The following is a 26,483-nucleotide window of genomic DNA, read 5'->3' as shown; positions in this document are numbered from 1 at the left end:
GAAGTTGTTCGCACATTGGCAAATGGGGATTCGTCCTGCGGCTGGATAATGGGAGCCGGATGAGCTGAGAGGTTCACGTCCGGTTCTGAGAGGGCCTGGGGGTGAGATTCCCCCGGGCTACTTACCTCCGCATAGGCAGTATCATCATTTTTTATGATACGATCGTAAACAGCAGAAATCCGGTTCCAGAAGACTTCCTGTTTTCTTGGCACAGCGTTTTCCTCCTTTTACTTCGCCATAGCACAATTTTAAAGCAAATTGAGAATTACAGCAAACTGTGAAGGGCTTACACCGATACTATTTGCACCCTCATGTTTCAGCCAGCCTTCTTTCTTCTCCACACTAACTCCAGGATAATTGTCTGCGTGCTGCCTGGCTCCGGTCAGCTATGCTACGGTGCTTGGGCAAAATTGTGCCATTATGCTGGTTTCCTATTATGACTAACTGCAGGGGTTGCGCAAGGCCCAAAAATAATTATTGACATATGCCCATAACGTTATATAATATAAATTGAAAGTGACATATGTCATTAACCAAAAAGAGGCGATAATATGCCAAAAAAAATGTATCTGGATTTCGCAATTTAGGCAGTGGAGGAGGAATGGAATTGGAGTTTAATCCAGGCGAGGATTGGCAGAGGTAGAGAGATAGCACGGCTATGGCAAGAGGCTAGCAATTAGGAAAGCAAACAGAGAAAGGAGAAGATCTTTATGCCAAGAAGAAATGGAACCGGACCTTTGGGAATGGGTGCAATGACAGGAAGGGGACTCGGTGCCTGCACTGGAGTTAATGCCCCTTTTTATGGCTCGGAATTTGGACGCGGATGTGGTAGAGGTTTTGGGCGAGGTTTCGGTTTTGGAAGAGGTCGGGGGTTCGGATTTGGGCGAGGCTTTGGCTTCGGAGCGTATAATAACTATAATTATAGTCAAACAGCCTCCAAAGAAGTCCTGCAGGCACAAAAGGAACAGTTGCAAATTACGCTTGATGCTATTGACAAAAGGTTGGGAAGCCTATAACAGCAAACCAAAGCGGTAGAGGGTGGCCTCTGCCGTTTGGCTCGAGATGAGGTGAAAAACTAATGCCCAGACCAAGGAAAAGGAGAAAGGTTTGTTGCTTGCCTGGAAACAGCCGCTTTGGGCCGCTCGATTCTCCGGCCAACACCAAGAATTTTGTCAATATGACAATTGATGAATACGAGACGATAAGGCTGATTGACTTAGAAAGATTTACCCAGGAAGAATGTGCCAACCGGATGAATATAGCCCGAACAACGGTTCAGGGTATTTACAATGAGGCAAGGAAAAAAGTGGCAGAATCCTTGGTTAATGGGAAAGTCTTAAAGATAGAGGGCGGCGATTACCGCCTTTGTGATGGCTCGGGGGATTTCTGTGGTAGTGAAGGTTGCCACAGGCATAGGCATGGCTGGGGCAAATAGAAGATAATAATTATTGAGGAAAGTATTAAAGGCTTAGCCCGGTTATGATGCAGCAACAGATGGAGAATAAAGGTATTGAAAAAGAATGCCGCATTTTGAAGACAAGGAGATGTGGAAATGTATATAGACGACACTTGTATTGGGTGTGGATTATGTCTTGAATCATGCCCGGTAGAGGCTATTTCACTAGTAGAGAATAAAGCTGTTATCAATAAAGAAATCTGCATAGAATGCGCATTGTGTGCAGATGTGTGCCCCTTAGAAGCTATACAGCAGGAAGACTAGTTTGAAAGGACCGATAAAGCTTACCTCGTTTTGGGGTTCATAATCATAAATGGTTTATGAACTGGTCAAGCTATCTGATAAGCCCATGGAGTGGTGCTGAATAAGTGCTTGGAGGGTGAGAATCTGGAATTTTACCTGGAAAAGGCATCAGGATTTTGGCAGGATACCATTTGACAATGAACCGGGGATGCTGAATTCAAATGCCCAAGGGGCGGTTATTTATCTGCGGGGAGTTAAATAATATTTAAATAATATAACGTAACAGAAAGGAGCCGACCAAATGAGTGAGAATTGCGATCAAGATTGCAGCATTTGCGGTGATGACTGCACCGAAAGGAAAGAGCCGAAAACTGATTTCTCTGAAAAACCGCATGAGTTAAGCAATATCAAAAAGGTTATAGGTGTTGTTAGCGGCAAAGGCGGGGTTGGTAAATCATTAGTCACCTCAATGTTAGCGGTAACCATGAACAGGAAAGGCTATAATACCGCCGTACTTGATGCGGATATTACCGGCCCATCCATACCTAAAGCTTTCGGTGTCAAAGAGAAAGCAACTGCCAATGCTCTGGGCTTATTGCCCATCAAAAGTAAAACCGGCATTGATATCATGTCAATTAATATGCTACTGGAAGATGATACTAACCCGGTGGTTTGGAGAGGTCCGCTGCTGGCTGGCGCAGTTAAGCAATTCTGGACTGATGTAATATGGTATGATGTTGATTTTATGTTTATTGATATGCCACCAGGAACCGGTGATGTGCCCCTCACAGTATTCCAATCCCTGCCTGTTGATGGGATAATAATCGTAACCTCACCACAAGAACTGGTCTCTATGATCGTTTCCAAGGCGGTCAAGATGGCGGAAAAAATGAATATACCAGTTATTGGCTTGGTTGAAAATATGGCTTATTTCAAATGCCCTGATAATAATAAAGATTATTGGATATTTGGTGAAAGCCATATTGAAGAAGTTGCCGAAAAACATAAGCTGAAGTTGCTGGCCAGACTGCCGATTGACCCGAAAATATCGGAAGCCTGCGATAAAGGCATGATAGAGTTTTATGATGGTGTATGGCTTAATGGAATTGCCGAAATATTAGAAAAAACAGAGGAAAAGGAAATGCTGAAAATTGCAGTAGCCAATGAAAACGGTATGGTTACGGAACACTTCGGACATTGTGAGAGCTTCATGATTTTTGATACCGAGAAAAACCAAATTATTAAGAGCGAGACCATAGCTAATCCTGGGCATAAGCCGGGATTTCTGCCCATTTTTCTGAACGACAAGGGAGTCAAGGTGATCATCTCCGGAGGTATAGGGAGCGGCGCCATTGATATCTTTAATGAAAAAGGTATTGAAGTAATTGCCGGTGCCAGAGGTGATGCCAAGGCTGCGGTAGAGCAATATTTGCAGGGTATGCTTAAATCGACCGGATCGGTTTGCCATGAGCACCAATATCATGATGAATGCGGACATTAAAATGAAAACTGATAGTAAGAAAAGTGAGGAATAAGGGGTTATTGGTCATCGGTCGTCAGACATCAGAAGGAGAAGGAGGCCGTCGTAGATAGTATCTGCCTTATATTTTTTGCTAGCGGAGGTCTAAATGGAGTTAAGTGTGGAATGTTTGCCTTGTTTAGTCAATCAGGCGGTAAGATTAGTCAAAATTCATCTAGATAATGAAAAAGCGCAACGTATTTTGGTGAAAAAAATCATGCTGGAAATTGGCGCCAGCGACGATACTGCCAGTACTCCTTATATAGCTCATAAAATGCAGCAGGTCTTAAAAGATGTCCTGCAAAATCCAGATCCCTATCGAGATGTTAAACTTTACTACAATTCCGAGATGCTTAAGCTGGAAAAAGAATTTTTGGCTGTAATCAGATCAGCGGAGGATCAGTTGGGAACAGCCTTAAAATTGGCTGCAGCGGGAAACATAATTGATTTTGGCCCTGGTCATGATTTATCAAGAGCCGAAGTGATAAAAGTATTAAACCAGACCTTGGAAAAAGAGTTCAACCATGAGGTGTTTACTTCATTAAGATCTAAATTGCAAGCGGCCCGGAAACTTCTCTATCTGGGTGACAACGCTGGAGAGATAGTTTTTGACAAGATGTTTATCAGAACCATCAAGGCAGAGTATCCCGATTTGGAAGTAGATTTCGCCACCCGGGGAGCACCTGTCTTGAACGATGTTACCGAGGAGGATGCTTATTTCATAGGCATGAATGCCTATGCTCACATTATCAATAATGGCACTGATATCCCGGGGACAGTACGGGAGTACTGTTCTGCTAGCTTCAATTTGGCATTCGATAATGCCGATCTAGTTATTGCCAAGGGGCAGGGCAACTTCGAATCGCTGTATGGAACGGGACGAGTTAATCTATACTATATCTTTTTGTGCAAATGCAATCTTCTCATGGAAAGATGCGGAGTCCTGCAAAACGACATTATACTGATGAAAGAATAATATATAGATTGCTGTTCAGACTGGCAAGATATTATTAAGGGGGATTGCATATTGTCAAATGAAAATATAGTTGAAGCCTTAAAAGACACCAACAAGAAAATAGCTGACCTAAAAAGTTTTAACATTCCGATAATATTAAAAACTATTGAAGAATACGAAAAATCTGGGGTTGAAGAGTGCTTTATTGAACAGCAAAGACTCCAATTGCAAAAAGTGTATGCCAGGATAAATGAACTGGAAGCCAAAGCTGAGCGGTTGTTTAATCGACTGGAATAATAGGGGCCAACACAGGGACGTTCTTTTTGTTGGCTCCTTATGTTGGTTTTGATATATATGGTAAGAAAAAACTGGAGAATTATAAAGATGAGGCAAGCAAGAATTTACCAAAGCTTAAACCTTGCGGGTTGCGGTCAACCAGCCGGCAATAACAGCAGTAATAGGAACTGATATGATCAAAGCGATGCTGCCTACCAGAGCCCGAATAATTTCGGTTACAATTAATTCCCAGTTCACTATGCGCAGGGGTTCCATCTCATAAACCATGAACAGCAGCATAAAGGGCATCGCTCCTCCGGTATAGGCCAGGATAAGAGTGTTGGCCATGGTTCCCATAATATCTCGACCAACATTCATCCCTGCGGCTACCAGTTCAGCCGTATTCATCTCGGGATTGGCCCGCTTGATCTCGCTTATGGCCGAAGCCACCGACATGGTAACATCCATAATGGCCCCGACCGCACCGATAAGAATTCCCGAAAAGAGCAGACCGCGCATATCAAGATTAAGGTTCTCTACATAGACCAGCATGCGTTCCTCTTCCGTGGCCAACCCGCTGAGTTGAGCCAGGTCACCGAAGATATAAGCCAGCCATCCAGCCACAATCAAACCGCCCAGAGTACCCAGGGTAGCCGCCAGGGCTTTGCGAGAAAAGCCGGCAATACATATCATGGTAATCAATGTAACCACTATTAAAACTATGACTGTGAGCGGTAGGGGCGATTTCCCCGCTATCAATCCCGGAAGCAGCACCTTGTAAATTCCCAGGATGGTTATTCCTAATCCGAACAGAGCCTTGGCTCCTTGCCAGCGGCCAATCAGCAGAAGCAAACCGGCAAAAACGCCGACAATCCATAGCAGCGCCGGGCTTCGTACCCGGTCGGAAACATAAATGGTCTTTACTGCTTCACCCCCATCTGCCGGGGTAAATTCCGCTATGTATATTACCACCTTGTCTCCAGGTGACAGATGCATATCAAAACCCGCACTTCCGGAAAGAGTATTTATGGCGGTAAGGATCTTGCCTTTATCGGCACCATCCAGCATACGAACCTTGACTTCCTGTTCCACTATATTTCCTTGCAGGGCCTCAATTTCTTTCACACTTTTATCCTTTATTTCCAGAACCAGCGCTTTTTCATATCTTTCCTGGTATTGCTCCTCATCAAACTCGGGATGAAGTTGTCCATGAGCCGGTCCGGCCAGGATGGAAACAGTAAAGAAAAATGAGAACATAAGCAGTAAAGTGCTGCGGATAAAGGTTTTTTGCCGGTATTTATGCATAATCGTCCCTCCAGTAGTCTTTTACCTAGGATAGCATTGATAACAATTATCACTGTCTATAATAGCGTTGTCCCAGGCTGTGGTCAATAGAGCCATGCGCGGTACCCCTTGAGCCGCAAGACAAGCCGCAGGTGTTGCTCCGGGGTACCCGCTCCCGGAGGCGCTATCGATGCTGCTGCAGCCGGGATTGCTCCTTTTATGATAGGGATGGAGGCAAATAGGCATATCATGCGGGTGCCGGAATGGTTCCGGCAGACTCATAGCTTGGGAACAGTATGATGGGGGGTTAAGATAGGATTTTTAATCGTAAGGACTGTTAATAAGACGGATTGCTTGCAAAATATTTTCTCGATCATCAGTATCGAAGTCTTCCCAATACCAGTAACGAAATAACTCAACTCTGGCTTCATCAGGAGAAATATCCGGTTTATCTTCTAGAATCGCAGCTTTGCTCACCAACCTCGCCATATCAAACATAGAGGCAGCCATGAAAAATCTTTCGCTCTCAGTCTTCTGCTGCATCATCTCGAATAACTTGTTTTCTACCGTTGAGCTAGTATCGTTCATTATTTAATTTCCTCCCATAATTGTCCTAAGCCGAGTTCCTTAACCCAATACTCAATATATTCCCAATCCAGTTTTTTGGCCTGGTATTTCATTATACTGCTCACATCATTTAGCTGTAGTTCAGATTTGCTGTCTCTGGCCCAAAATATCTTAGAAATGATCAAATCCTCGGGGCTTACTACCCATAATGCAAAACCAGCAATAATTTTCCTGATGCGTCTCTCAAATTCAAGCTTCCGGTAAAGAGAGTCCTTGCGGATGATGAAATCAATTTTCACTACGGCTTGATAATGAATGATGTTAAACATGCTCTGCAATCGCACCGCCTCGTTTACATCATCCTCATCAATATAGAAATCCCCGGAAAATATTTCTGTAATCTTAGCAATTTGCTCAGCAGCAAGTTCAATTACAATATCAATATCTCTGGTCATGCGAGGTTGTGCATAAAAGCTGCCGGCAAGTGAACCGGAAAGCATATAGGGTATATTCAGTTCTTCAAGTTTGGTTATTACCAGTTTTAATATTTGAATTTCAGTTGGTAAATTCATTTTTAAAACCTGCCTTGCCGAATTTGTAAACTTGAATACATTATAATGCTCCTAAGCGAAAAAGCCACTATTCTTATCTTCGCCGGTGCAACCTTAATAATGACACCCGAAGGGTGGAGCATCAGGAGTACCCGACGGGGTGAAGGGTGCTGCATCCATGCTTCGCCAACGCTCGCTTTGTATATTTATGCAACCCTTATGCAACAAAAAGGTTTTTTGCACTAGAGTCAAAATTAGCCCTTGACAAAAACAAGGGAAATACTTACTATGAATATGATAATCGTTATCATATATTTTTTGCGAGTTTAGTTAGTTGATACTAACTTAAATATGCACAAGGGGGGAGATACCAATGGAAATTATTTTTCTGGTCGCAGCATTTATACTGGCAGCGCTTATCATCATGAACAGAATCAGGCAAGTAATAAGGAGTTCATCGCCGGAGAAGCCGGCAGATGCTAATTCTTGCATGAGCTGTTCCAATTCATGCTGTTCACATAAAAAGGAATGATACCGGTCAGGAAAGCGGACAGGGATTAGAACTATTTTAACGTCCCGGCAAGATGATAATTTTGGAGGTGAGGATGATGAGTAAAACTCTTAAAGACCTGGCTCCGGGAGAAAAGGCCCGTATCAAGGCGGTTAGCGGCAATGGCAGCGTCAGGCGCCGAATAATCGAGATGGGTCTGGTTCCAGGAGTGGAACTTACTATGGAGCGCTACGCCCCTCTGGGCGATCCGGTGGAGGTCAGCAACCCGGGATTTTTCCTGTCTTTGCGCAAGGAGGAAGCTGATACCATTGTTCTGGAAGAAAATGCTGAGGAGGAGCAGTGATGGATGAAAAAAGAATAGTAATAGCTCTGGCGGGAAACCCCAACTCGGGTAAAACCACGATTTTCAATAATTTGACCGGAGCCCGCCAGCATGTGGGGAACTACCCCGGAGTAACCGTGGAAAAAAAAGAAGGATGGCTAAAACATCGAGGTTTTGAGATTGAAGTTATAGATTTGCCAGGAACCTACGGGCTCTCCGCATATTCTCCCGATGAAGTGGTGGCGAGGAATGTTATTGTAAATGATAAGCCTGATTTGGTGGTTAACATTGCTGATGCTTCCAACCTGGAGCGCAGTCTTTACTTAAACACTCAGTTGAAAGAGTTGGAAGTGCCTATAGTACTGGTTCTTAATATGGCTGATGTAGCGGAGAAGAACGGGATAACCATCAATTACGAACTGATGTCGCAGCTTTTAGGCATGACCGTAGTAAGAGCGGTGGGTACCAAGAATGAAGGTACGGTAACAATACTGGACGCGGTGGTGAACACTTTTGCCGGTGAGGATAAACCATCGGAGAGAATGTTGCGCTACCGCCCGGAGATTGAAGAAGAAATCAACAGCCTGCTGGAATTGCCGTTTGCAGGCAGGCAGAGCGGTTCCCCCTCTTCTGAGGCTGCCGCCGCTGCCGGTAATCTCGATGGTATTTTAAATTATCCTTTACGCTGGACAATAATAAAACTGCTGGAAAGAGACCGCGAATTAACGAAGAAACTGGAAAATAATTCTGAAGGCAAGGTTTTACTGAAACAAATAGAGCAGAGCCGCCAGCGGATCACCGACAAGACGGGCGATGATCCAGAGATGGCTCTGGTGGAAGACCGTTATGCGTTTATTCGCGGGGTATGCCGCGAGGCCTCTCAGATCACTGTCATAAGCAAGCAATCGCTGACCGAAAAAATAGATAATGTTCTCTTAAATCGTGCCCTGGGCATACCCTTGTTTTTGGGGATGATGTGGCTCTTGTTCCAGCTTACTTTCACCCTGGGAACCCCCCCGATGGAATGGATAGAAGCTGGCTTCACAGCTCTGGGGGGCTGGCTTAATGAAGTAATGGCCGAAGGCCTGCTCCGTTCTTTACTGGTGGATGGAATTATCGCCGGTGTGGGTGGAGTAATCGTCTTCCTGCCCAATATTCTATTGCTCTTTTTGGGCATTGCCTTTTTGGAGAGCACCGGCTATATGGCCCGCGCCGCCTTTGTCATGGATAAAGTTATGCACCAGGCGGGGCTGCATGGCAAATCCTTTGTACCCATGCTGATTGGTTTTGGTTGTACGGTACCGGCTCTGATGGCCAGCCGCACCCTGGAAAATCCTCGTGATCGCCTGGTTACCATGCTGGTTACGCCTTTAATGAGCTGTGGGGCTCGTTTGCCGGTTTATACCCTGCTTATCGGCGCCTTTTTTGCTCCCCAGATAGCGGGCAACATTCTCTTTTCCCTGTATATTATTGGTATTGTTCTGGCTATTATCATGGCCCGGGTATTTCGCACCTGGCTCTTGCCGGGGGAGAGCGAGCCTTTTGTTATGGAATTGCCCATATATCGTCTTCCTACTCTGAAAAGCGTCCTTATTCACATGTGGGAAAGGGCCTGGCTCTACCTGAAGAAAGCCGGAACGATTATCCTGGCCTTATCCATTGTTATGTGGGGTTTATTTACCTTTCCTACCGTGGACAAGGAGGGATATGAATTCGAGAGTGCGGTGGAACAGGTGGAGAACAGCTATGCTGGCCGCATGGGGAAGGTCATTGAACCGGTGCTCAGACCTCTGGGTTTTGACTGGAAAACAGGCGTGGCTCTGGTGGCTGGGTTGGGCGCCAAAGAAATAGTTGTAAGCACCCTGGGAACTCTCTATAGCATTGAGGACGAGGAGGGCCTGGCGGAAGAGGAAGAACCGGTGGTGAAAAGTTTTGCCCAGCGGGCCCGGGAACAATCAGGTTATTCACCGCTGGTGGCTTATGTATTAATGCTGTTTACCCTGATTTATGTCCCCTGTCTGGCGGTTGTGGCCGTGATGAAACGAGAAACCAATGGCTGGAAGTGGCCTCTCTTTACCGTAGGTTATACCATAGTCCTGGCCTGGGTGGTATGTTTCCTGGTCTACCGGGGCGGCTTGCTTCTAGGGATAGGGTAATAGGGGTTTAAACAGGCAAATTGTCGGCAGCTGTTTTGCCAGGAAAAACTATAACGAGGTGAAATATGTCCCCGCTAAGCGGTCGGATTCCTATTAACAAAACAGGCGGCGGGTTCTAATCCCCCGCCTCGTTGCAGCGCTGTAAGGATAGATGCCGGGATATCAGGTAAAGCTAAAGGAAAATCAGACCAGTCAATGGGGTGTATGGTTGAATATAATGCTTGATAATATTGATATTATATTTAGGAATTTAATTGCGGTTGGCATCTTATTTCTAGTTACCCTTGTGATTGGGAAAAAGCTGATATCCCAGCTGAACTTTTTTGATTTTATTGTAGGAATAACAATTGGATCTATAGCAGCTGCTTTATCAGTTGATAAAACAATCACTTATTCACATGGCATTATCAGCCTCTTAATTTGGGGCCTGATTCCCCTTGTAGTTGCCAAAATAGCCCTGGCTGATATCCGGGCCAGGCGGAGGTTGGATGGAGTACCTACCCTCCTGGTCCAAAATGGGAAAATACTTGAGGATAACCTCAAGAAAGAGAAGTACCATGTTAACGATTTACTCGAAGAGCTAAGGCTAAAGGGAGTTTTTAATATAGCCGACCTGAATTTTGCTATTCTAGAAACCAGCGGGCAGATCAGTGTGCAGCTCAAACCCGAAAAGCAACCAGTCACAGTATCTGACTTGAATCTTTCCGCAACCCGCCAGGGATTATGTGCAAATTTGATAATTGATGGCAAGATATTATACCAGCATCTCAAGCTAGTAAACCGTGACGAAATCTGGCTAAGGGAGGAATTAAAAAAGCAAAACATAGAAGATGTGGGCCAGGTATTGCTGGCATCCATGGATGGGAGTGGCAATCTTTATATCGATGTGAAAGACGACCAGGTGAAAGAATTTAATGTGCTAAAATGATATTATCAAACCCTCGAACTAATAATTTCCTAACCTTGGTCCAATACTCTGTGAACCGGTCAGGTTTGTCCAGTCCCAAAACCTAACAACTAAAGCTTTTATCGCCTGGCTATATAAAGGGGAGCATATCACTGTGGCGGAAGCTTCTTTTTTTTGTAGCGAAATATATTTAAAGAATTCTGGCCTGTATGAACTAGGTCTAACTTAAGGATTTATGCTGGTTAGCCTTTAAGGTATTTGCATTTATTTCATTAGTGGATCAGAAGGGGAAAAATAAAGGGGAAGATGTGTTTGTCAGGAAACTATAGTGCTTTTAGCAGACTTTTTTATTTTTTCTCTAATCTGGATTTGCGGGTACAGGATTATGTGCAGACAATAAACAGCCCCTGTCTGCTAAAAATCATGATCATTATTACTTATTTGGGATCTCCGTGGGTATTCGTCATTTTGTCTGCTCTGACCAGCAGCTACTTGTGGTTTAGGGGAAAAAAGCTGGAGACCATATTTTTAAATGTCACATTATTTTCTGCCTGGGGAATCATGGAAGGGTTGAAGCACTTGTTCAAGTGCGGTCGACCGGCGGGACAAGCTTTGACGATGGCGAGAGGATATAGTTTTCCCAGCGGTCATGCCATGTTGTCACTTGCTTTTTACGGATTCCTGGCCGCTTTACTGTTGAAGTACGGAGGTAGGGGTAACAAACAGGCCTGGTTGGGAGCGGTAGCTCTATATATTCTGGTATTGTTGATAGGATTGAGTAGGATTTATCTTAATGTTCACTATCTTAGCGATGTTATGGCGGGTTGCTTATTTGGTATATTAATACTGATACTAAGTCTTAAAGCCATGAAATTGGTGCAAAATCGGCTCTGAGAAATATTTTTATTGGTCGCGGTTTAGTTGCGGAGCATGTTTAATAGACAGTAAAATCTTAATAGCAGTAAAGAGACAAAGATAAAGAGGGTTTAAAACCCTCTATTTTTCTTATGGTGCGGATGAGAGGACTCGAACCTCCACGATGTTACTCGCCAGATCCTAAGTCTGGTGCGTCTGCCAATTCCGCCACATCCGCATTTTCGGTACAAGAAATATTATACCTTCCTGTATGGATTATTTCAACTGTCATTCGGGAGCATATTGATACCCCTATTAACTCCTTTTTCCCCATAATGGTGTATACTGTTTATTGAGAGTTGATTCCACTGCAAAAACCCTGTTTCTGGGTTATACCCACCGCTACATATGGTGCTCAAAACCTCACCATTATACTAGAGTTCTAATTTTGAAAAATGACTTTTTGCAGTGGAATCAGAGTTGAATTTCTACAACAATAGTAATATTTTTGGCAACAAGAAACGGGGGGGATCAATGTGATAGTTGTAAAGAAATTATCTCATGCTGGTTCCTGGCGGGAAGACTACCGGCAAAAGCTTTGCTCAGCGGAAGATGCTGCTGACTTGATAAAAAACAATGACATAATCACTATGGCGGGAGGGACATCCATTCCCAAAGGTTTTGCGACAGCGCTAAGCAAGCGAGCCCGGGAATTATTCAATATAACTCTTCTCCAGGGCTTTTCTCTTTGTAATTATGAATTCATGCAGCCTCAATTCAAAGAACATATTCATATAGAAACTTCTTTTGTTGGGCTTATGGAAAGAAAATGCATTCAAATGGGACTGGCGACTTATGTTCCTATTCACTTGCACAAGCTGCCTGCGTGGCTGGATAACAGAGGACCTAATGTTGCGGCTCATGCGGTGACTCCGCCGGACGAAAACGGTTATATGAACCGTTCCTGTTATGCTGGTCTATGTTATCGGCGAAGTATTGAAAATGCTAAAACAGTAATTGTTGAGGTTAATCCTAATACGCCACTGGTTATGTGGTGATGATTTCAAGCTTCATGTATCTGAAGTCGATTATATAATTGAAAACTCTTTTGAGATGGAAGAAATAAATGATATTCCAATAAGTGAAAATGAAAGACAGATAGCTGCTTATGTAGCGGATATGATACCTGACGGCTTCAACTGGGACTGGGGGGCCTGGCGAATGCCGTAGGATATTTATTAAAAGAAAAAAAGGATTTGGGGCTTCATAGCGAAGTAATATCTAATTCGATGATGCAACTTATGAAACTGGGGGTAATAAACAACTCCCGGAAGAATTTTTATCCAGGTAAAGCTCTGGGTTGTTTTGCTGCGGGCAACCGGGAGCTTTGGGAATATGTTGATCATAATGAAAACTTCTGCTTCCGTGAGGTTGACTACATTAATGACCCGCGGGTAATTGCTTTTAGGGGGGGGAATAAAGAGTTGATAAGGGGATTTTCTAATAGGATGAAAATTGCATTATTCATGGTTTTGTTCCTGTTGCTGGCTTTCCCATCAAGCAGTGAAGCAGCCAGCAAGCTGGAACAATTTCCGGCGGCTAAAGAAGCTGAGCAGCCGGGCCAGTTGTTGTGGAAGCTGTCTGGATTGGGTAAATTAAGTTCTGATATCATCTTTGCCCCCAATGGCAACCTGCTTTTTCCGTCTAACAATAAATTAAATTGCGTTAATCCCGAAGGGAAGCTGATATGGGAGATGCAGGGCAAAGGGAAGGGTTCGCTGGGAAGTCCGATTCTGACCGAAGCCGGGGCCGTTTTTTTTGCCAGCGGCTCCGTGCTGCAAGAGGGCAAATTGAACGGAGTTCTGGGTTGGGATTTTACCGTCTATGGCGAGGGGAAAGCACAGAAAACACCCTTATTGGCCCGTGGTCCGGGAAACATATTATATTTGCCCTTACCTGATGCTCTTTATGCGGTAGATACGGTGGGACACTATGTTTGGATGCTTTCACCCTGGGAATCTTCAGACGGTAAAACTAGCAAGTTAATTAATCCTAGAACATTTTTGGCCTGTACCGCTGATGAGCAGGCTTTTTATGTTGTTTTTGGGGACAAGGCGGGCAAATACAAACTGGCGGCCATAAATGCCAAAGGGGAATACCTGTGGAAATACTGGCTAGGGGATATTAGTTCCGCTTTTCTTTTAACAGATAATGAAGGAAAACTCTATGCCAGCGTCAATTTTAAGAAAGCAGCGCAGGGCAGCAAGGGAGGAAAACTGAACCAGAGCAAGGTTTATTGTTTTAATAATAGCAGTGGTAATTCCCCCCTCTGGAGCAACTCTTTCTCAGCGGCTAATCAGATAACAGCACCGGTACTGGGTAATTCCAAAACCCTGTACTTTACAGGTGGCAATAAGCTTTATGCTCTTGATACGGAAAAGGGCAAAGTCCTTTGGGAGACCCCGCTGCTCAAGCTGGTATCCACCCCGACCGTAAGCCCGAAGGGTTATATTTATGGAGGCAGCAGCGAGGGCTACCTGTTTGCGGTTAAGCCATCAGGGCGTATGGCCTGGTTTCGCCAGCTGGATGGGGCGGTGGAGAGAGCCCCTCTAATAGGGCCGGATAACTTCATTTATATTCATACCGCTAAAGGAAGTCTTTATAAAATCAAGGACAATTTTAAGGAAAGTTAACAAGAAAAGTGGGGAGTTATGGTTATTTCATATATACATTTACTTTTCAAGCATCTTTATAAATCACTTTTCGCCGGTAATCGTATCACCAAACTTTTATAAGCGCTGCTTGTACAGCAGATACAAAAAAAATAAAGAGGTGAAGTCTGAAAGATACTCTTCCATGATGTTTTGTGCCTTGATAAAGGAATGATCATAAATCTGAAAGAAATTCTTTCATCACGTTTTGTGCCTGAGCGTTAGCGAAAGGAATGGTTATAAATATGATTATTTTTAAGCAAAAGCCAAAGTGGGAAAGAATAATTGTGGCAAACTTGCTGGTTTTATTTCTGGTGATTCAACCAGTGAGTTCAGTTATGGCTTTTAGTGATGTGGAGTGGCATTGGTCCAAACCGGTAGTTACCCGGGCAGCTACGCTTGATTTCATTAAAGGTTATCCTGACAACAGCTTCCAGCCGGAAAAGGAAATCAGCCAAATGGAAGCCCTGGTTTTATTTATGCGGGCCGTAGGTCTGGGCAATGGAAAAACTACCGCCAAAAAGAGCAAAAAGGAAGCTCCCCGGCCGCTCAAATCTCCGGAAGTGCCCTGGGGACAAAACTATATGGATACAGCGGTGGAAAATGAATTGCTAGATGATAAATGGCTGTCTTCCTTTCAGGCTGATCGCCCGGCTACTCGGCTTCAGGTAGTTTCCTTGCTTTGTCGTCTTCTGCAATTGCCGCTTCCGGATTCTGTCTCTTCCGGACAGAATGCCTTTTCCGATCTGGATAGCACTTCCTCCGAATATATTCCATATATAATAGCTTTATCCCAGGCCGGTATTATGAAAGGTTACGAAGATGGCACTTTTAGGCCTGAGCGCGGTTTAAAACGCAGTGAGGCCGCGGCCCTTTTGAGCAGTTTAATAGAACAGAACTGGGTTAAGACAGATGCTTCCAGGATACTGGAAGGCTGGGTAGAGAAAATCATTGTGGATAAGAATAAAGGCGAGATAGAACTGCGCTCTCTTTCCGGAGTGAAAAAAGTAAAGCTCGATCCCGGCCTGCAGTGTTTTGCTGGAGTAGGAGAATGCCAGTTGCGTGATACTTTAGACTACCGGGTGGAGGTTTTGTTGAACCAGAAAAAGCAGGCCGCTTGCATCTCTATAATCGAAAAAAGGAAATTTATTGCTGCGGAAGATAAGATAACAGGCACCGTCAAATCAGTCTTAATAGGTTTAGACAGCATACTGGTACTAAGCGATTTGAATTGCGAGGAAAGACGGCTTCCCTTGTCCTGGGGTGCGCTTATTGATAGTGAGGGTAAAGCCAGGGTTAAAGATTTTACTTCTTTGAAGCCGGGTACTTACGTCACTGTCCAGCTGGCAGAGGGGCAGGTGCAAAAAGTAACGGTTTTAGAAACCAAAACGATTTCCGGTACTATTAAAGATTTAAGCGGGCGCAGGCTAACCCTGGCGAAAAAGGGCTCCAGCTCCAAAAGCGGTAAGCCGGAATGGTTTAATTACTGGGATCGCGCCCGGATGGTGGATAAAGACGGCCGGGTTATAGGTAGGGTTTCAAGAGGTGATGCTATAAAGGTTACTTATCTGGATCCCAACCCCGGGGAAATAGATGATGAAATACCGTTGGAAATAATGCTTAGCTCCCGGCCGGGCCTGAAAAAAGTCAAGGCTGAGGTAGAAAAGCTTACTATCCTGGGCGATTATTACAAGTTAACCGTAAAAAAGAACAAAGACTATGAAGTGGATAAATCGGTGCAGCTTTATTCTTCCAGCGGCGGTGAGATTCAATTCAATAATCTTAATGCTGGAGATAAGGTGGAAATGGAAGTTGACGGTGCCGGAGTGGTAATAAAAATTACCGTTCTGTAATAGCTGCAAATCCTTTATATCAGCCTTTCACCCGCCCCTCCTTTTTCATACTATTTATTCCATTATATCACAATTATGAAGCGTTGGATTCCAACCCCGGGGAAATAGATGATGAAATACCGTTGGAAATAATGGCTTAGCTCCCGGCCGGGCCTGAAAAAAGTCAAGGCTGAAGTGGAAAAGCTAACTATTTTGGATAAATATAACAATATAACCGCAAAAAGAATAAAGACTATGAAGTGGATAAATCGGTGCAGCTTTATTCTTCCAGCGGTGGTGAGATTCAATTCAATAATCTTAATGCTGGAGATAAGGTGGAAATGGAAGTTGACGGTGCCGGGTTTATACTTCTCATCGGAAGATGTAATATTTTCTAATACCTTTCTGACTTTTATTGACCTCGTATATTTTCAGGTTTATGATAATAACGCGATTAGTTTTCCTGACTTAAGGTTTTGGCAACTGGGCGGCATTTACTAACATAGCTGTATACTCACAAAAACAATTGCTTAAGATTAAGGAAAGCAAATCTTTATTGTCATCAGGTCAGCTTATTCTGAGATAAAGAAGGGTTGGAAGTGAAGAACAAGCAATTTGCGGTTATCGGTATTGGCAGATTTGGTGAAAGCCTCATCAAGGAATTAACCCGTCTGGGTTATGAAGTACTGGCAATTGATGTTGACGAGAATCGCATCAATGAAGCGGTAGGAATAGTCACCCATGCAATACAGGCTGATTCCATGGACGAAAATACTTTGAAAGCCATTGGGATTAGAAATTTCGATGTAGTTATCGTAGCCATTGGTGATAATATACAGTCTAACATCCTAACTTCAATTATCCTTAAAGAAATGGGGGTTAGAACAATCGTGGCCAAAGCTCAAAATGCTTTGCATGGAAAAGTGTTGGAAAAAATCGGGGTAGATCATGTAATCTATCCGGAAAGAGATATGGCAATAAAACTGGCTCGTTCCCTGGTTTCTCATAATTTTCTGGAGCAAATCAATCTGTCTTCTACTTACAGCATTATTGAATTGTTTACTCCCCACATTTTTATTAACAAAAACCTGACTGAACTCGACCTGCGCAAAAAAATGCGGATTTCTATACTGGCTATTAGGCGCGGGGAAGATATTATTGTAGCACCCAGCCCGGACGAGAAAGTATTACCAGGCGATATTCTGGTAGTTTTGGGCAATAATGCCGATTTGGAAGCAATAAGCAAGCTAGATTAAATATCTTTGAGGTTTTGATAATGAATAATCATAATTTAACAGCCCCTCAACTTCTAAGCGTAAGTTTCCTATGTGTAATTATACTGGGTAGTCTACTGCTCAGCCTGCCTTGCTCATCTCAAGTGCCCACCTCTTATCTTGATGCTCTTTTCACTTCAACTTCAGCAGTATGTGTAACCGGTTTGGTGGTAGTCGATACCGGCACACACTGGACTTGTTTAGGGCAAACTATTATTATGCTGCTGATTCAGATCGGTGGTTTGGGGGTTATGTCCTTTGCCGGTTTATTTGCGCTCCTATTAGGCCGCAAAATCTTCCTGCGCGAACGCCTGCTGATGCAGAAGTCGATTAATGTATCTGCACTTGGCGGTATCGTGAAAATTTTCAAGTATCTGCTGGGTTTTTCTTTCGGGGTAGAAGCAGTAGGGGCAGTTATTCTAGCGATCCATTGGACACCCTTGATGGGATTAAAGAAAGCGCTTTGGTTTGGACTGTTTCACTCTATTTCGGCCTTTAATAATGCCGGTTTTGATCTCTTTGGCAATTTCAAAAACTTAACCGCATTTACTTCTGATATAACAGTAAACCTGGTAATAAGCAGCCTGATTATTATCGGTGGACTAGGTTTTTATGTTTGCTACGAGATTTTTCATATTCGTAAGCTGGGGAAGCTATCATTACATAGTAGAGTTGTTTTATACACTACGATTTTTTTAATCCTGTCAGGTATGGTACTCTTATTTTTAAGTGAGTACCATCATGCTCTCAAAGATATGTCCCTGGGAACAAAATTCCTGGCGGCTTATTTCCAGAGCGTAAGTCCAAGAACGGCCGGCTTTAATACGGTTGATTTGAATTCCCTGTTGCTTTCCAGCCAACTGCTAATGATTGTTTTAATGTTTATTGGAGCTTCACCGGGGTCCACCGGTGGTGGGGTTAAAACAACCACCCTGGCACTTATCGGGGCAACAGTGCTCAGCCAGTTAAAAGGGAAAAGGGAAAGCGAAATTTTTGAACGAAGAATTGAAAGTAATGATATTTATCAAGCCATTACTGTTGTTGTTCTGGCCGCATTTGTGCTGGTGATAATTACCTATCTGCTTGCTCTGACCAATCCTGGGTCACTGATTAAAATTGCCTTTGAGGTGGCTTCAGCTTTAGGTACGGTAGGACTCTCGCTGGGTATAACCGCTTCTTTGAGCGGATTTGGCAAAATACTGATCATTTTTACCATGTTTCTGGGCCGGGTTGGTCCGCTCACCCTGGGTTTTGCGCTGGCTTATAAGCCAGAACAACCCAAAATACAATATGCCAGGGGTAAAATAATGATTGGTTAATAAAAAAGTACTGTTGTTCTCACGCTCAAGACTTCTAAAAATCTTAAACAAAGAAAATCAGCAGATATACCATAGAGATTAATATAGAAACCAACATTAAGGGGAAGGCGATTTTCATATAATAAATAAAAGTCATGGGATAACCTTCCTGTGCGGCTATACCCGATACAATAACATTGGCCGAGGCACCTATAATAGTGCCGTTGCCACCCAGACAGGCACCCAGTGACAATGCCCACCATAGTGGCATTATATTCATATGCCCGATCTGTCCCATTTCCTTAATCAAAGGTATAAAAGTAGCCACAAAAGGAATATTGTCAATAAAAGCCGAGGCAATAGCTGAAAACCAGAGAATAAAAATGCTTGACAGGGTAACATCTCCCCGAGTTATTTTTATCGTTTCCCGGGCCATTCCTTCGATAATCCCGACCTTCTCCAGGCCACCCACCAGGATAAAAAGTCCTACAAAGAAAAATAAAGTGGCCCATTCAACTGTTAATAAAGCCTCTTGCGGATCCTGACGGTTAATCAACATAAGTAAGGTGGCTCCGGTAATAGCTATCGTTGCAGATTCCAGACCCAGATACTGGTGAGTAACAAAACCAATTATTACAACAGCTATTACGAGAAGTGATTTTTTTAGTAAAACCTGATCCTTAATAGCATCATCAGGGTTCATAGCCATTAATTTGGTCATGTTTTTCTTACTGCTCTGCAAATCCTTTTTAAAGATAAGTTTTAAAAGCAATATTGTTACAATAAATATTACAATAATAACCGGGGTTAAATTCTTAATAAAATCCATAAACCCCAGGCCGGCTGCACTTCCTATCATTATGTTGGGGGGATCGCCGATGAGGGTGGCTGTTCCTCCGATATTGGAGGAAAATATTTCGGCTACGAAAACAGGTATCGGATTGACCTCCAGGACTGAACAGATAGATATCGTGACCGGAACTACTAACAAAACGGTGGTGACATTATCAAGGAAAGCGGAAGCCACAGCTGTAACGATGCTCAGGGTAATCATTATCTTGACCGGATCGCCGCCGGTTGAATGAGCCGCCTTAATCGCTACATATTCAAAAATACCGCTCTTACGGGTTATCCCTACGATAACCATCATGCCAAAGAGCAGGCCGATAGTATTAAAATCGATATAATTAATGGCTTCCTGTTGGGTTAGAATTCCCAGTATAATAAGCAGGGCCGCTCCCCAGAGCGCTATTATGGTGCGGTGAATCTTTTCGGATATTATTACCGTATAAATAATTAAAAAAAGAATTCCCGCAAACCATATCTGCCATTCCATTTCTTTCACCTCTTTGATACTCGTATAAAGCTAATATACTCCTATATTCCTCGCTTGAATATCTATTTATACAACTTTACGCCTGCTTGGCTTTCCGGTACTGGGTACAGGTTTATATAGAAAAATGAGATTTGATGTCATTATTTACTTGCCAGGATGCATATTTCGTATTATTATTGGATATCGTAAGGCTAATTTCTCACTTGAAATAGCCTGACAAAAAAGTTATAATACTCTTTGCGGGCGGGTGTAGCTCAGTGGTAGAGCCCCAGCCTTCCAAGCTGGTTGCGAGGGTTCGATTCCCTCTACCCGCTCCATTTTTATGTCCCCGTAGCTCAGCTGGACAGAGCAACGGCCTTCTAAGCCGTGGGCCGGGGGTTCGAATCCCTCCGGGGACGCCACTTAATTTGTCCGGCCTTTACATGGTGGATGTAGCTCAGTCGGCTAGAGCACCAGATTGTGGCTCTGGGGGCCGTGGGTTCAAGTCCCATCATCCACCCCATTTTACCCTTGACAGCCCGGTAGTATCTTAGTTATACTCAGTACCGTTGGGGTGTAGCCAAGCGGTAAGGCAACGGACTTTGACTCCGTCATTCGTTGGTTCGAATCCAGCCACCCCAGCCATAATATTATCAAGGGCCATTAGCTCAGGAGGTAGAGCACCTGACTTTTAATCAGGGTGTCCCAGGTTCGAGTCCTGGATGGCTCACCAGTTGAAAACAAGCAGCCCTCCAAGTTAGGAGGGCTTTTGCGTGACCTTCTTTAATTCCTATATTTGGCAAAAGGTCACATTTTAGGTCACATAGTGTTCTGGATTTTTTTTCTCTCCTAAACCCTTCCTATCTTAATCCTACTACATACAACATACAATTCATCACTAAGGCCACTTTGTGCCCAGAAAAGGGCCACTTTGTGCCCACTTGCGGACCACTTTATTCTTGAATCCGTGTTATTATTTAAAATAGGACAATTGCATACAGCAAATTGTTAACAGGCGCTTGCTGCCCGGCCAGGCAGCAGGGCGCTTTATCTTTTCAGCCACGGCAGGCCGAGCCGTCACCAGGCGGGGGTGCCGCTCCACTCCCCGCCGAGCGCTGAAATAACACCTGAGTGGAGGTAATAGCATGGCGAAGTATCAAGATGGACATTTCCTTCCTCATTAGTACCTGAAAGTTCACTCGTTATGCGTTTTTCTCGTAACGATGGCTTTGAAAGGTTGGCGAGGTTTTATAACACCCGATTTTACTGTGTTTATACTGAAACCTCGTTATGAGTAGTCGAGAATGCAGGTTTAAAAAGGTGGAATCGTTAAGCTTGATACAATCGAAAACATAGGTGGCCCCAGCGTCTGGCTTGTCAAGAATGAACATGGTTACGTAATGCCCAGCATGATCACTTTGAGGCCAAAGTTGGGGATGCGGTAGAAGTATGGGGGACTTTAAGCGGCAACAGTTATGCAAATGTAAAAGGAATAGACAACGTGGTCGGTCAAACCGGCTCTATGCACGCGATGCAGGTTGCAGTAAATGGCGAAGAGCAATACTAAAACTTAAGCATTTGAATTATAGTATTATTTCCCGAGAGTTTTGTAGGGTATAGTACATGGAGTTGCCGTTTGGCGGTTGGTCACTTTCCCGCGAGGGGGGTGAATGATTACATATGGCGAATTGTTCCAATTCTGCTTAGTAATCTTGGGAGTTGTTTCCCTGTGCATAATGCTCAGAAAATAACAAGACCGCCTGAATAAGGCGGTCTAGAACGATTTAGGACTAGCCGCCGTAGCAAAAGCGGCAACTCCTTTATTAATTGTATGATAACATCTGGAAAAATATTCGTCAAATAGAGCTCTGGCTAAAGGCCGGGGCTCCACCTTTCCTGAGTAGAGTAAAGAAGAGGTATTAACGCAAGGAATATAGAAAAATAATAATTAGCATCCTGTACTATGATAAACTCATAATACAGGATGGAGGAGGAATAGGCGAGGAAGATGTATTCGATTAATCTGGAAGGCAGGGTAAGGATTTTACTTTACCTAAAAACAGGCCGCTTATTCCACTTTTCGAAGCAATCGTAAATTCATTACATGCTATTGAAGTTCGTAAAGCAGCGGGTGAGAGCTCTTCTGGTGAATATTATATAGAAATAGAAATAATTCGTAGTCAGCACCCTGTTTGGTTTATTTTCTTGATATAGGCACTTATTAAAGCATATGTCGAATAAAGTATCTCAAATAAAACCCGATTTATCTGATGAAAAATTGGAGGAAGCCTTATACGGAATCAAACGCGATTTTTATTTTCCACTTTATATTTCGATAACGAACGGTCTTTACAATCCCTTATCAATAGGGAGATTGTGGTATAATTAATTAAATGGAAGAAGATTATAAAAACTCTGACTCCCTGTTGGAAAGGCTTTATTCCATGTGGGACGCAAGGCTACCAAGGATGATATAGAGACGGCTATAACGATAATAGAAGCCTTAAAGAAAAAGGGAGGGGAAAGGGATCACGGATAGGGAGATACTTGAATTATTACTAAAAAACCAAACCACCATACAGGAATCTATAACACAGGTTAATACTCGTTTGGATAATCTGGAAACTAAGGTCGATAAAGTTGACGCCAGCCAGGTACGCATGGAAAACGAGCTGACCGAAAAGGTCAGGGCTTTATTCGATGCCCGGGAAGTACAGAACGACATTAACGAACGTATTATTATGGCATTAGGCCGCATTGAAGCAAAGGTCGATGTGTTACAACTTGAGACTGCCCACCTGCGTAGAGTTAAATAAATAATAACTGTTTGATTATTCTTTCAATCCATTTTTAGAATCATCTTGGTATGGATTTCTATCTATATAAGACCCAATCGCCCGGTTTTACTGGTTTTCACTTCTAAACCTGGCAATATGCTGGAATTTGCAGCTTGACCTAAAAAAATAACTTACTTAAGCTATTAATATAAAATAAATTAATAGGCAGGCCGAAGTTTCTGGTAGAGAAACGCGGGGAAACCATTTTTGGGGCGAGTTTCCGGTTCCTGGAGTAATATGGCCAGGAAGGGGATAGGGCTGACCCGAGCCCGAGCCCGTCAGCTAACCTCGTAGGCGACACGGGTGTTGCAGGTTTTTATCTCTTAAACATAGTTTAGATAAGTGTAATCCAGCATAATCCAGGTTCCGCATTTGGCGGAGGGAGTTTTTTGCTCTCTCCTAGCTTTGTATTCCTGGCCCCACAAATTTATCCGTTTTTCTTGCCTGCCGGTAAGGAGTTTTTTCTATGCAACAATTACAAATCTTATTGCGCCGCTCACGCAGCAGGTGCTTGCTTCTGGCGTTTCTGCTATTATTTTGCTTTTCCTTTTTAATGGGATGTGGGTCCAAGACCGGGGGAGATAGCGGAACCCAGGAAGGAAGCGACAAGCCCAGGCTGGTTCTGGTCGATGTTAGCTGGGACAGCATCAAAGTACATAACCGGATAGTAGGTTATATTCTGCAGCACGGTTATGGCTATCCCGAGCCGGAATACCTGTTTGCGGAAACCCTGCCTGCTCTTCAAGGTATGGTAAAGGGAAATATCGATATTTATATGGAGGTTTGGGCCGACAATATCGAGGAAGCCTGGAAAGAGGCCCTGGCTTCAGGCAAGGTGAAGAATCTGGGTCCTAATTTCCCGGACGCCCCGCAGGGATGGTATGTACCGACTTACATGATAGAGGGAGATGCGGAGCGAGGTTTAGAAGCGACTGCACCCGATCTTAAGAAAATCAGCGATCTGCCTCGTTACTGGGAACTGTTCAAGGACCCGGAAGTTCCGAGCAAGGGGCGCTTTCACAACAGCCCTCCGGGCTGGAATTGTACCAGCATAAACGGGGTGAAAATCAAGAGCTATGGTTTGGATAAGAATTATAATAATTTTGTTACCGGCTCGGATCCCGCTCTGGTAGCTTCCATGGTTTCCGCTTATGAAAAGGGCGAGCCCTGGTTCGGCTATTACTGGGAACCGACCTGGGTAATGGGCAAGCTGAAAATGACCCGCTTGGAAGAGCCGGATTTTGATGATGCCGTTTGGCAGGATGAAAGCAACCGGGCTTGCTCCTATCCGTCCGCTCAGGTCTTAATAGGAATTAACAGCGAACTGGAGAAAAGAGCTCCGGAAGTGGTGGAATTTTTGCAGAACTATGAAACCAGCCTGGAACAAAATAATGATTTTCTGGCTTATATGAGCGACCATAATAATAATGAAAAAGCGGCTGCCGTCTATTTCTTGCAGAAGTACAAGGATGAATGGCACGGTTGGGTTCCAGCCGATGTAGCTGCCAAGCTGGACCAGGCTTTGGAAGAGGTGAAGTAGATGGGGATGCAGGATTTTAACCTGCTTGAAGTTGAGCGACTTTGGAAAGTTTATCATAAAACGGAGAAAGCCTTGGATTTGTCTGATCCTGTGGCCATAGAAAAGGCTGAAGCTGCTGGAGCGGTAATTGCGGTTCGTGATGTCTCGTTTAAGGTTAAACGAGGTGAGGTCTTCGTTATTATGGGACTTTCCGGTAGTGGAAAATCAACCTTGATTCGCTGTCTCACCCGCTTGATTGAGCCCAGCACTGGGGTTATCCGGGTAAAAGGAAAAGAAGTCACTTCCATGGATGCGGAGGAGCTTACTGCCTTTCGCCGGGGTGAAGCGGCCATGGTTTTTCAGCATTATGGTTTGTTGCCCCATCGCAATGTATTGGAAAATGTAGCCTTTGGGCTCAAGTTAAGAGGCCTGGCACGTGAGCTGCGGGAATCCCGGGCTCAGGAAGCGCTGCGGCAAGTGGGCCTGGCTGGCTGGGAGAAAAAATACCCGCACCAGCTTTCCGGCGGTATGCAGCAGCGGGTGGGCATAGCCCGGGCCCTGGTTCAGGATACGGACCTGTTGCTGATGGATGAACCCTTTAGTGGGCTGGACCCTCTGATTCGCCGGGAAATGCAGGATGAACTGATCAAGCTGCAGAAGGAGTGGCAAAAGACCATTATTTTCGTAACCCACGATTTAGGTGAAGCCTTGCGTTTAGGTGATCGCATGGCGGTAATGGGCGCGGGGGTTTTCGTTCAGGTAGGCCGGCCTCAGGAGATAGTAATGAACCCGGCTGATGAATATGTACAGCGTTTTGTTCAAGACGAACAGAGAATTGCCCAATTACTGGATAAGGGCCGGGTGAGCCGGGTGCGGAGCATCGAAGCCCATGCCAGTGCCCGCGCCGGGAGGTGATATTTTTGTTTCCATCAGATATTGAATTTCATGTAGCACCGTATATCAGCGATTTTGTCAAGTGGATTACGGTGGCCTGGGAGCCCTTTTTCACTGCTTTCAGCAACATGGTGCTGGGGATGTTGTTGCAGATAGAGCATATACTTGTGGCTATTCCATGGTGGCTTTGGATTATCGCGGTAACAGTGATTGCCTGGAGGCAGACCCACGAAGTGGTGAAGACCATTATGCCGGGTCTTTTGCTTTTCACGGTAGGAATTTTCGGATTCTGGGGAATTGCCATGGAAACTCTGGGCATTGTAATTGTTTCGGTTATCATTTCTTTGCTTCTGGGAATTCCCCTGGGCATCGCTATGGCGGTTTCGGACCGCTGCAATACCTTGGTTACACCTATACTTGATGCCATGCAGACTATGCCCAGTTTTGTTTACCTTATACCGGCCTTGATGCTCTTTGGCCTGGGCAAGGTGCCGGGCGTAGTGGCGACCGTAATATATGCGCTGCCCCCGGTGGTTCGTCTTACCAACCTGGGGATTCGCCAGGTTTCATCTTCGGTGCAGGAGGCGGCATTGGCCTTCGGGGCTACTTCCTGGCAGTTAATGAAAGAAGTGCGTATTCCTCTGGCTATGCCCTCTATCCTGGCGGGAATCAACCAGACGACTATGATGGCACTGGCCATGGTGGTAATAGCCAGTATGATTGGCGCCGGGGGACTGGGAGAAGTGGTCTTGATCTGCACCAACCGCATTGATGTCGGGGGAGGTTTTGAGGCGGGTTGGGCTATTGTGGTTCTGGCCATTGTAATCGATCGCCTGACCCAGGGCCTGGTGCGGCGCTGGGATACCCCCGGGGTTTAGGGCCACCCGCTTAAATGATTGTGTGGAAAGTAAAATTAATTTAGCAGCCTGTCCTGATATTACAAAAAATGACAATGACTTGTGTTAATATAAAAAAGACATTATCCCCTCCTTAATTATAAAAGACGCCTGGCTCCGGCCAGGTGTTTTGTTTACCGGGAAAGAAGAATCTTCTAGTATGGCAAATTTACTCTTTGTTCGATGGCCAAGCTATGGTACAATCATCGATGATACAGTAGAGTAACAAGCAAATTGTCAATAGGATAGCCCTGGTTTATAATACTGTTACCAATGATTGAAGCATAAAACTCGTAAAATATGAG

At 44.3% G+C, this 26,483-nt stretch carries 26 protein-coding genes, 6 tRNA genes and 1 riboswitch; of the genes, 26 read left to right on the top strand and 6 right to left on the bottom strand.

Annotated features, from left to right (window positions below):
- On the bottom strand, positions 1-212 hold a 212-nt coding region (locus tag AWB54_RS09465), incomplete at its 3' end, for a hypothetical protein (protein ID WP_153014702.1).
- Positions 213-710: 498 nt separating this feature from the next.
- Between AWB54_RS09465 and AWB54_RS09460 the strand changes: the two genes are divergently transcribed.
- The 6 genes from AWB54_RS09460 (at position 711) to AWB54_RS09435 (ending at position 4,470) form a co-directional block, all read left to right on the top strand.
- Positions 711-1,016: a DUF5320 domain-containing protein gene (locus tag AWB54_RS09460; protein WP_082736132.1), complete on the top strand. Its 306-nt coding sequence runs from the start codon at positions 711-713 to the stop codon at positions 1,014-1,016.
- Between the two features lie 62 nt (positions 1,017-1,078).
- Positions 1,079-1,435 (top strand): DUF134 domain-containing protein, encoded by a 357-nt coding sequence (locus AWB54_RS09455; protein WP_061214357.1) that lies wholly within the window; start codon positions 1,079-1,081, stop codon positions 1,433-1,435.
- Between the two features lie 117 nt (positions 1,436-1,552).
- A complete protein-coding gene (locus tag AWB54_RS09450; protein ID WP_061214356.1) occupies positions 1,553-1,720 on the top strand; it encodes a DUF362 domain-containing protein in 168 nt (55 codons plus the stop codon).
- 280 nt (positions 1,721-2,000) lie between these two features.
- Positions 2,001-3,200 carry an iron-sulfur cluster carrier protein MrpORP gene (locus tag AWB54_RS09445; protein ID WP_061214355.1) on the top strand — a complete coding sequence of 400 codons (1,200 nt, stop codon included), beginning with the start codon at positions 2,001-2,003 and terminating at the stop codon, positions 3,198-3,200.
- Positions 3,201-3,327: 127 nt separating this feature from the next.
- Positions 3,328-4,194 (top strand): damage-control phosphatase ARMT1 family protein, encoded by an 867-nt coding sequence (locus AWB54_RS09440; protein WP_061214354.1) that lies wholly within the window; start codon positions 3,328-3,330, stop codon positions 4,192-4,194.
- Positions 4,195-4,245: 51 nt separating this feature from the next.
- On the top strand, positions 4,246-4,470 hold the full coding sequence (locus AWB54_RS09435; RefSeq protein WP_061214353.1) for a hypothetical protein: 225 nt from the start codon (positions 4,246-4,248) through the stop codon (positions 4,468-4,470).
- Positions 4,471-4,584: 114 nt separating this feature from the next.
- Here AWB54_RS09435 and AWB54_RS09430 read toward each other — a convergent pair whose 3' ends face one another.
- The 3 genes from AWB54_RS09430 to AWB54_RS09420 all read right to left on the bottom strand — a co-directional run bounded on the left by AWB54_RS09430 (position 4,585) and on the right by AWB54_RS09420 (position 6,872).
- A complete protein-coding gene (locus AWB54_RS09430) occupies positions 4,585-5,754 on the bottom strand; it encodes a YibE/F family protein (protein WP_061214352.1) in 1,170 nt (389 codons plus the stop codon).
- Between the two features lie 300 nt (positions 5,755-6,054).
- Complete coding sequence (locus AWB54_RS09425) at positions 6,055-6,321, bottom strand: hypothetical protein (protein WP_061214351.1); 267 nt, start codon at positions 6,319-6,321, stop codon at positions 6,055-6,057.
- Positions 6,321-6,872 (bottom strand): DUF6036 family nucleotidyltransferase, encoded by a 552-nt coding sequence (locus AWB54_RS09420; protein ID WP_061214350.1) that lies wholly within the window; start codon positions 6,870-6,872, stop codon positions 6,321-6,323. Before AWB54_RS09420 ends, AWB54_RS09425 begins: the two co-directional genes overlap by 1 nt.
- A 352-nt stretch (positions 6,873-7,224) precedes the next feature.
- Between AWB54_RS09420 and AWB54_RS15935 the strand changes: the two genes are divergently transcribed.
- The 5 genes from AWB54_RS15935 to AWB54_RS09400 all read left to right on the top strand — a co-directional run bounded on the left by AWB54_RS15935 (position 7,225) and on the right by AWB54_RS09400 (position 11,641).
- Positions 7,225-7,383: a hypothetical protein gene (locus AWB54_RS15935; RefSeq protein WP_160328939.1), complete on the top strand. Its 159-nt coding sequence runs from the start codon at positions 7,225-7,227 to the stop codon at positions 7,381-7,383.
- Positions 7,384-7,456: 73 nt separating this feature from the next.
- Positions 7,457-7,705 carry a FeoA family protein gene (locus AWB54_RS09415; protein WP_338064110.1) on the top strand — a complete coding sequence of 83 codons (249 nt, stop codon included), beginning with the start codon at positions 7,457-7,459 and terminating at the stop codon, positions 7,703-7,705.
- The gene (feoB, locus tag AWB54_RS09410) at positions 7,705-9,840 is read left to right on the top strand and encodes a ferrous iron transport protein B (RefSeq protein ID WP_061214348.1); all 2,136 of its coding nucleotides are present in this window, start codon (positions 7,705-7,707) and stop codon (positions 9,838-9,840) included. The genes AWB54_RS09415 and feoB overlap by 1 nt, the downstream gene beginning before the upstream one ends.
- A gap of 217 nt (positions 9,841-10,057) precedes the next feature.
- On the top strand, positions 10,058-10,768 hold the full coding sequence (locus AWB54_RS09405; protein ID WP_061214366.1) for a DUF421 domain-containing protein: 711 nt from the start codon (positions 10,058-10,060) through the stop codon (positions 10,766-10,768).
- Positions 10,769-11,059: 291 nt separating this feature from the next.
- Complete coding sequence (locus AWB54_RS09400; RefSeq protein ID WP_061214347.1) at positions 11,060-11,641, top strand: phosphatase PAP2 family protein; 582 nt, start codon at positions 11,060-11,062, stop codon at positions 11,639-11,641.
- A 114-nt stretch (positions 11,642-11,755) separates the two neighbouring features.
- Here the strand turns inward: AWB54_RS09400 and AWB54_RS09395 are convergent.
- Positions 11,756-11,840 (bottom strand) — tRNA-Leu (locus AWB54_RS09395).
- Positions 11,841-12,138: 298 nt separating this feature from the next.
- On the opposite strand from AWB54_RS09395, the gene AWB54_RS09390 reads away from it, so the two are divergent.
- The 6 genes from AWB54_RS09390 (at position 12,139) to AWB54_RS09365 (ending at position 18,738) form a co-directional block, all read left to right on the top strand.
- Complete coding sequence (locus AWB54_RS09390; RefSeq protein WP_061214346.1) at positions 12,139-12,660, top strand: hypothetical protein; 522 nt, start codon at positions 12,139-12,141, stop codon at positions 12,658-12,660.
- A gap of 243 nt (positions 12,661-12,903) precedes the next feature.
- On the top strand, positions 12,904-14,295 hold the full coding sequence (locus AWB54_RS09385) for an outer membrane protein assembly factor BamB family protein (protein ID WP_061214345.1): 1,392 nt from the start codon (positions 12,904-12,906) through the stop codon (positions 14,293-14,295).
- Positions 14,296-14,558: 263 nt separating this feature from the next.
- On the top strand, positions 14,559-16,166 hold the full coding sequence (locus tag AWB54_RS09380) for an S-layer homology domain-containing protein (protein WP_061214344.1): 1,608 nt from the start codon (positions 14,559-14,561) through the stop codon (positions 16,164-16,166).
- Between the two features lie 251 nt (positions 16,167-16,417).
- Positions 16,418-16,543 (top strand): hypothetical protein, encoded by a 126-nt coding sequence (locus AWB54_RS16525; RefSeq protein ID WP_268873644.1) that lies wholly within the window; start codon positions 16,418-16,420, stop codon positions 16,541-16,543.
- A gap of 201 nt (positions 16,544-16,744) precedes the next feature.
- Complete coding sequence (locus AWB54_RS09370; RefSeq protein ID WP_061214342.1) at positions 16,745-17,401, top strand: potassium channel family protein; 657 nt, start codon at positions 16,745-16,747, stop codon at positions 17,399-17,401.
- A 20-nt stretch (positions 17,402-17,421) separates the two neighbouring features.
- Complete coding sequence (locus AWB54_RS09365) at positions 17,422-18,738, top strand: TrkH family potassium uptake protein (protein ID WP_061214341.1); 1,317 nt, start codon at positions 17,422-17,424, stop codon at positions 18,736-18,738.
- Positions 18,739-18,781: 43 nt separating this feature from the next.
- On the opposite strand, the gene AWB54_RS09360 is transcribed toward AWB54_RS09365, so the two are convergent.
- A complete protein-coding gene (locus AWB54_RS09360) occupies positions 18,782-20,053 on the bottom strand; it encodes an ArsB/NhaD family transporter (RefSeq protein ID WP_061214340.1) in 1,272 nt (423 codons plus the stop codon).
- 243 nt (positions 20,054-20,296) lie between these two features.
- On the opposite strand from AWB54_RS09360, the gene AWB54_RS09355 reads away from it, so the two are divergent.
- From AWB54_RS09355 to AWB54_RS09315, 9 genes are all read left to right on the top strand, one after another.
- A tRNA-Gly gene (locus AWB54_RS09355) sits at positions 20,297-20,370 on the top strand.
- 7 nt (positions 20,371-20,377) lie between these two features.
- Positions 20,378-20,454 (top strand) — tRNA-Arg (locus AWB54_RS09350).
- Between the two features lie 24 nt (positions 20,455-20,478).
- A tRNA-His gene (locus tag AWB54_RS09345) sits at positions 20,479-20,555 on the top strand.
- 47 nt (positions 20,556-20,602) lie between these two features.
- Positions 20,603-20,677: transfer RNA gene (locus tag AWB54_RS09340), tRNA-Gln, on the top strand.
- A 12-nt stretch (positions 20,678-20,689) separates the two neighbouring features.
- Positions 20,690-20,765: transfer RNA gene (locus AWB54_RS09335), tRNA-Lys, on the top strand.
- 1,876 nt (positions 20,766-22,641) lie between these two features.
- Positions 22,642-22,848 carry a hypothetical protein gene (locus tag AWB54_RS09330; RefSeq protein ID WP_235811146.1) on the top strand — a complete coding sequence of 69 codons (207 nt, stop codon included), beginning with the start codon at positions 22,642-22,644 and terminating at the stop codon, positions 22,846-22,848.
- A 179-nt stretch (positions 22,849-23,027) separates the two neighbouring features.
- A riboswitch (cyclic di-AMP (ydaO/yuaA leader) is annotated at positions 23,028-23,180 on the top strand.
- 155 nt (positions 23,181-23,335) lie between these two features.
- Positions 23,336-24,409 (top strand): ABC transporter substrate-binding protein, encoded by a 1,074-nt coding sequence (locus AWB54_RS09325; RefSeq protein WP_235811145.1) that lies wholly within the window; start codon positions 23,336-23,338, stop codon positions 24,407-24,409.
- Positions 24,410-25,303: a betaine/proline/choline family ABC transporter ATP-binding protein gene (locus tag AWB54_RS09320; protein ID WP_061214338.1), complete on the top strand. Its 894-nt coding sequence runs from the start codon at positions 24,410-24,412 to the stop codon at positions 25,301-25,303.
- A 5-nt stretch (positions 25,304-25,308) separates the two neighbouring features.
- Positions 25,309-26,160 (top strand): ABC transporter permease, encoded by an 852-nt coding sequence (locus tag AWB54_RS09315; RefSeq protein ID WP_061214337.1) that lies wholly within the window; start codon positions 25,309-25,311, stop codon positions 26,158-26,160.
- Positions 26,161-26,483: the final 323 nt, after the last annotated feature.

This window comes from Syntrophomonas wolfei subsp. methylbutyratica (assembly GCF_001570625.1).
Taxonomy (GTDB): Bacteria; Bacillota; Syntrophomonadia; order Syntrophomonadales; family Syntrophomonadaceae; genus Syntrophomonas; species Syntrophomonas methylbutyratica.
The sequence above is the reverse complement of the archived record's forward strand: the minus strand, read 5'-3'. Positions and strand labels throughout refer to the sequence as shown.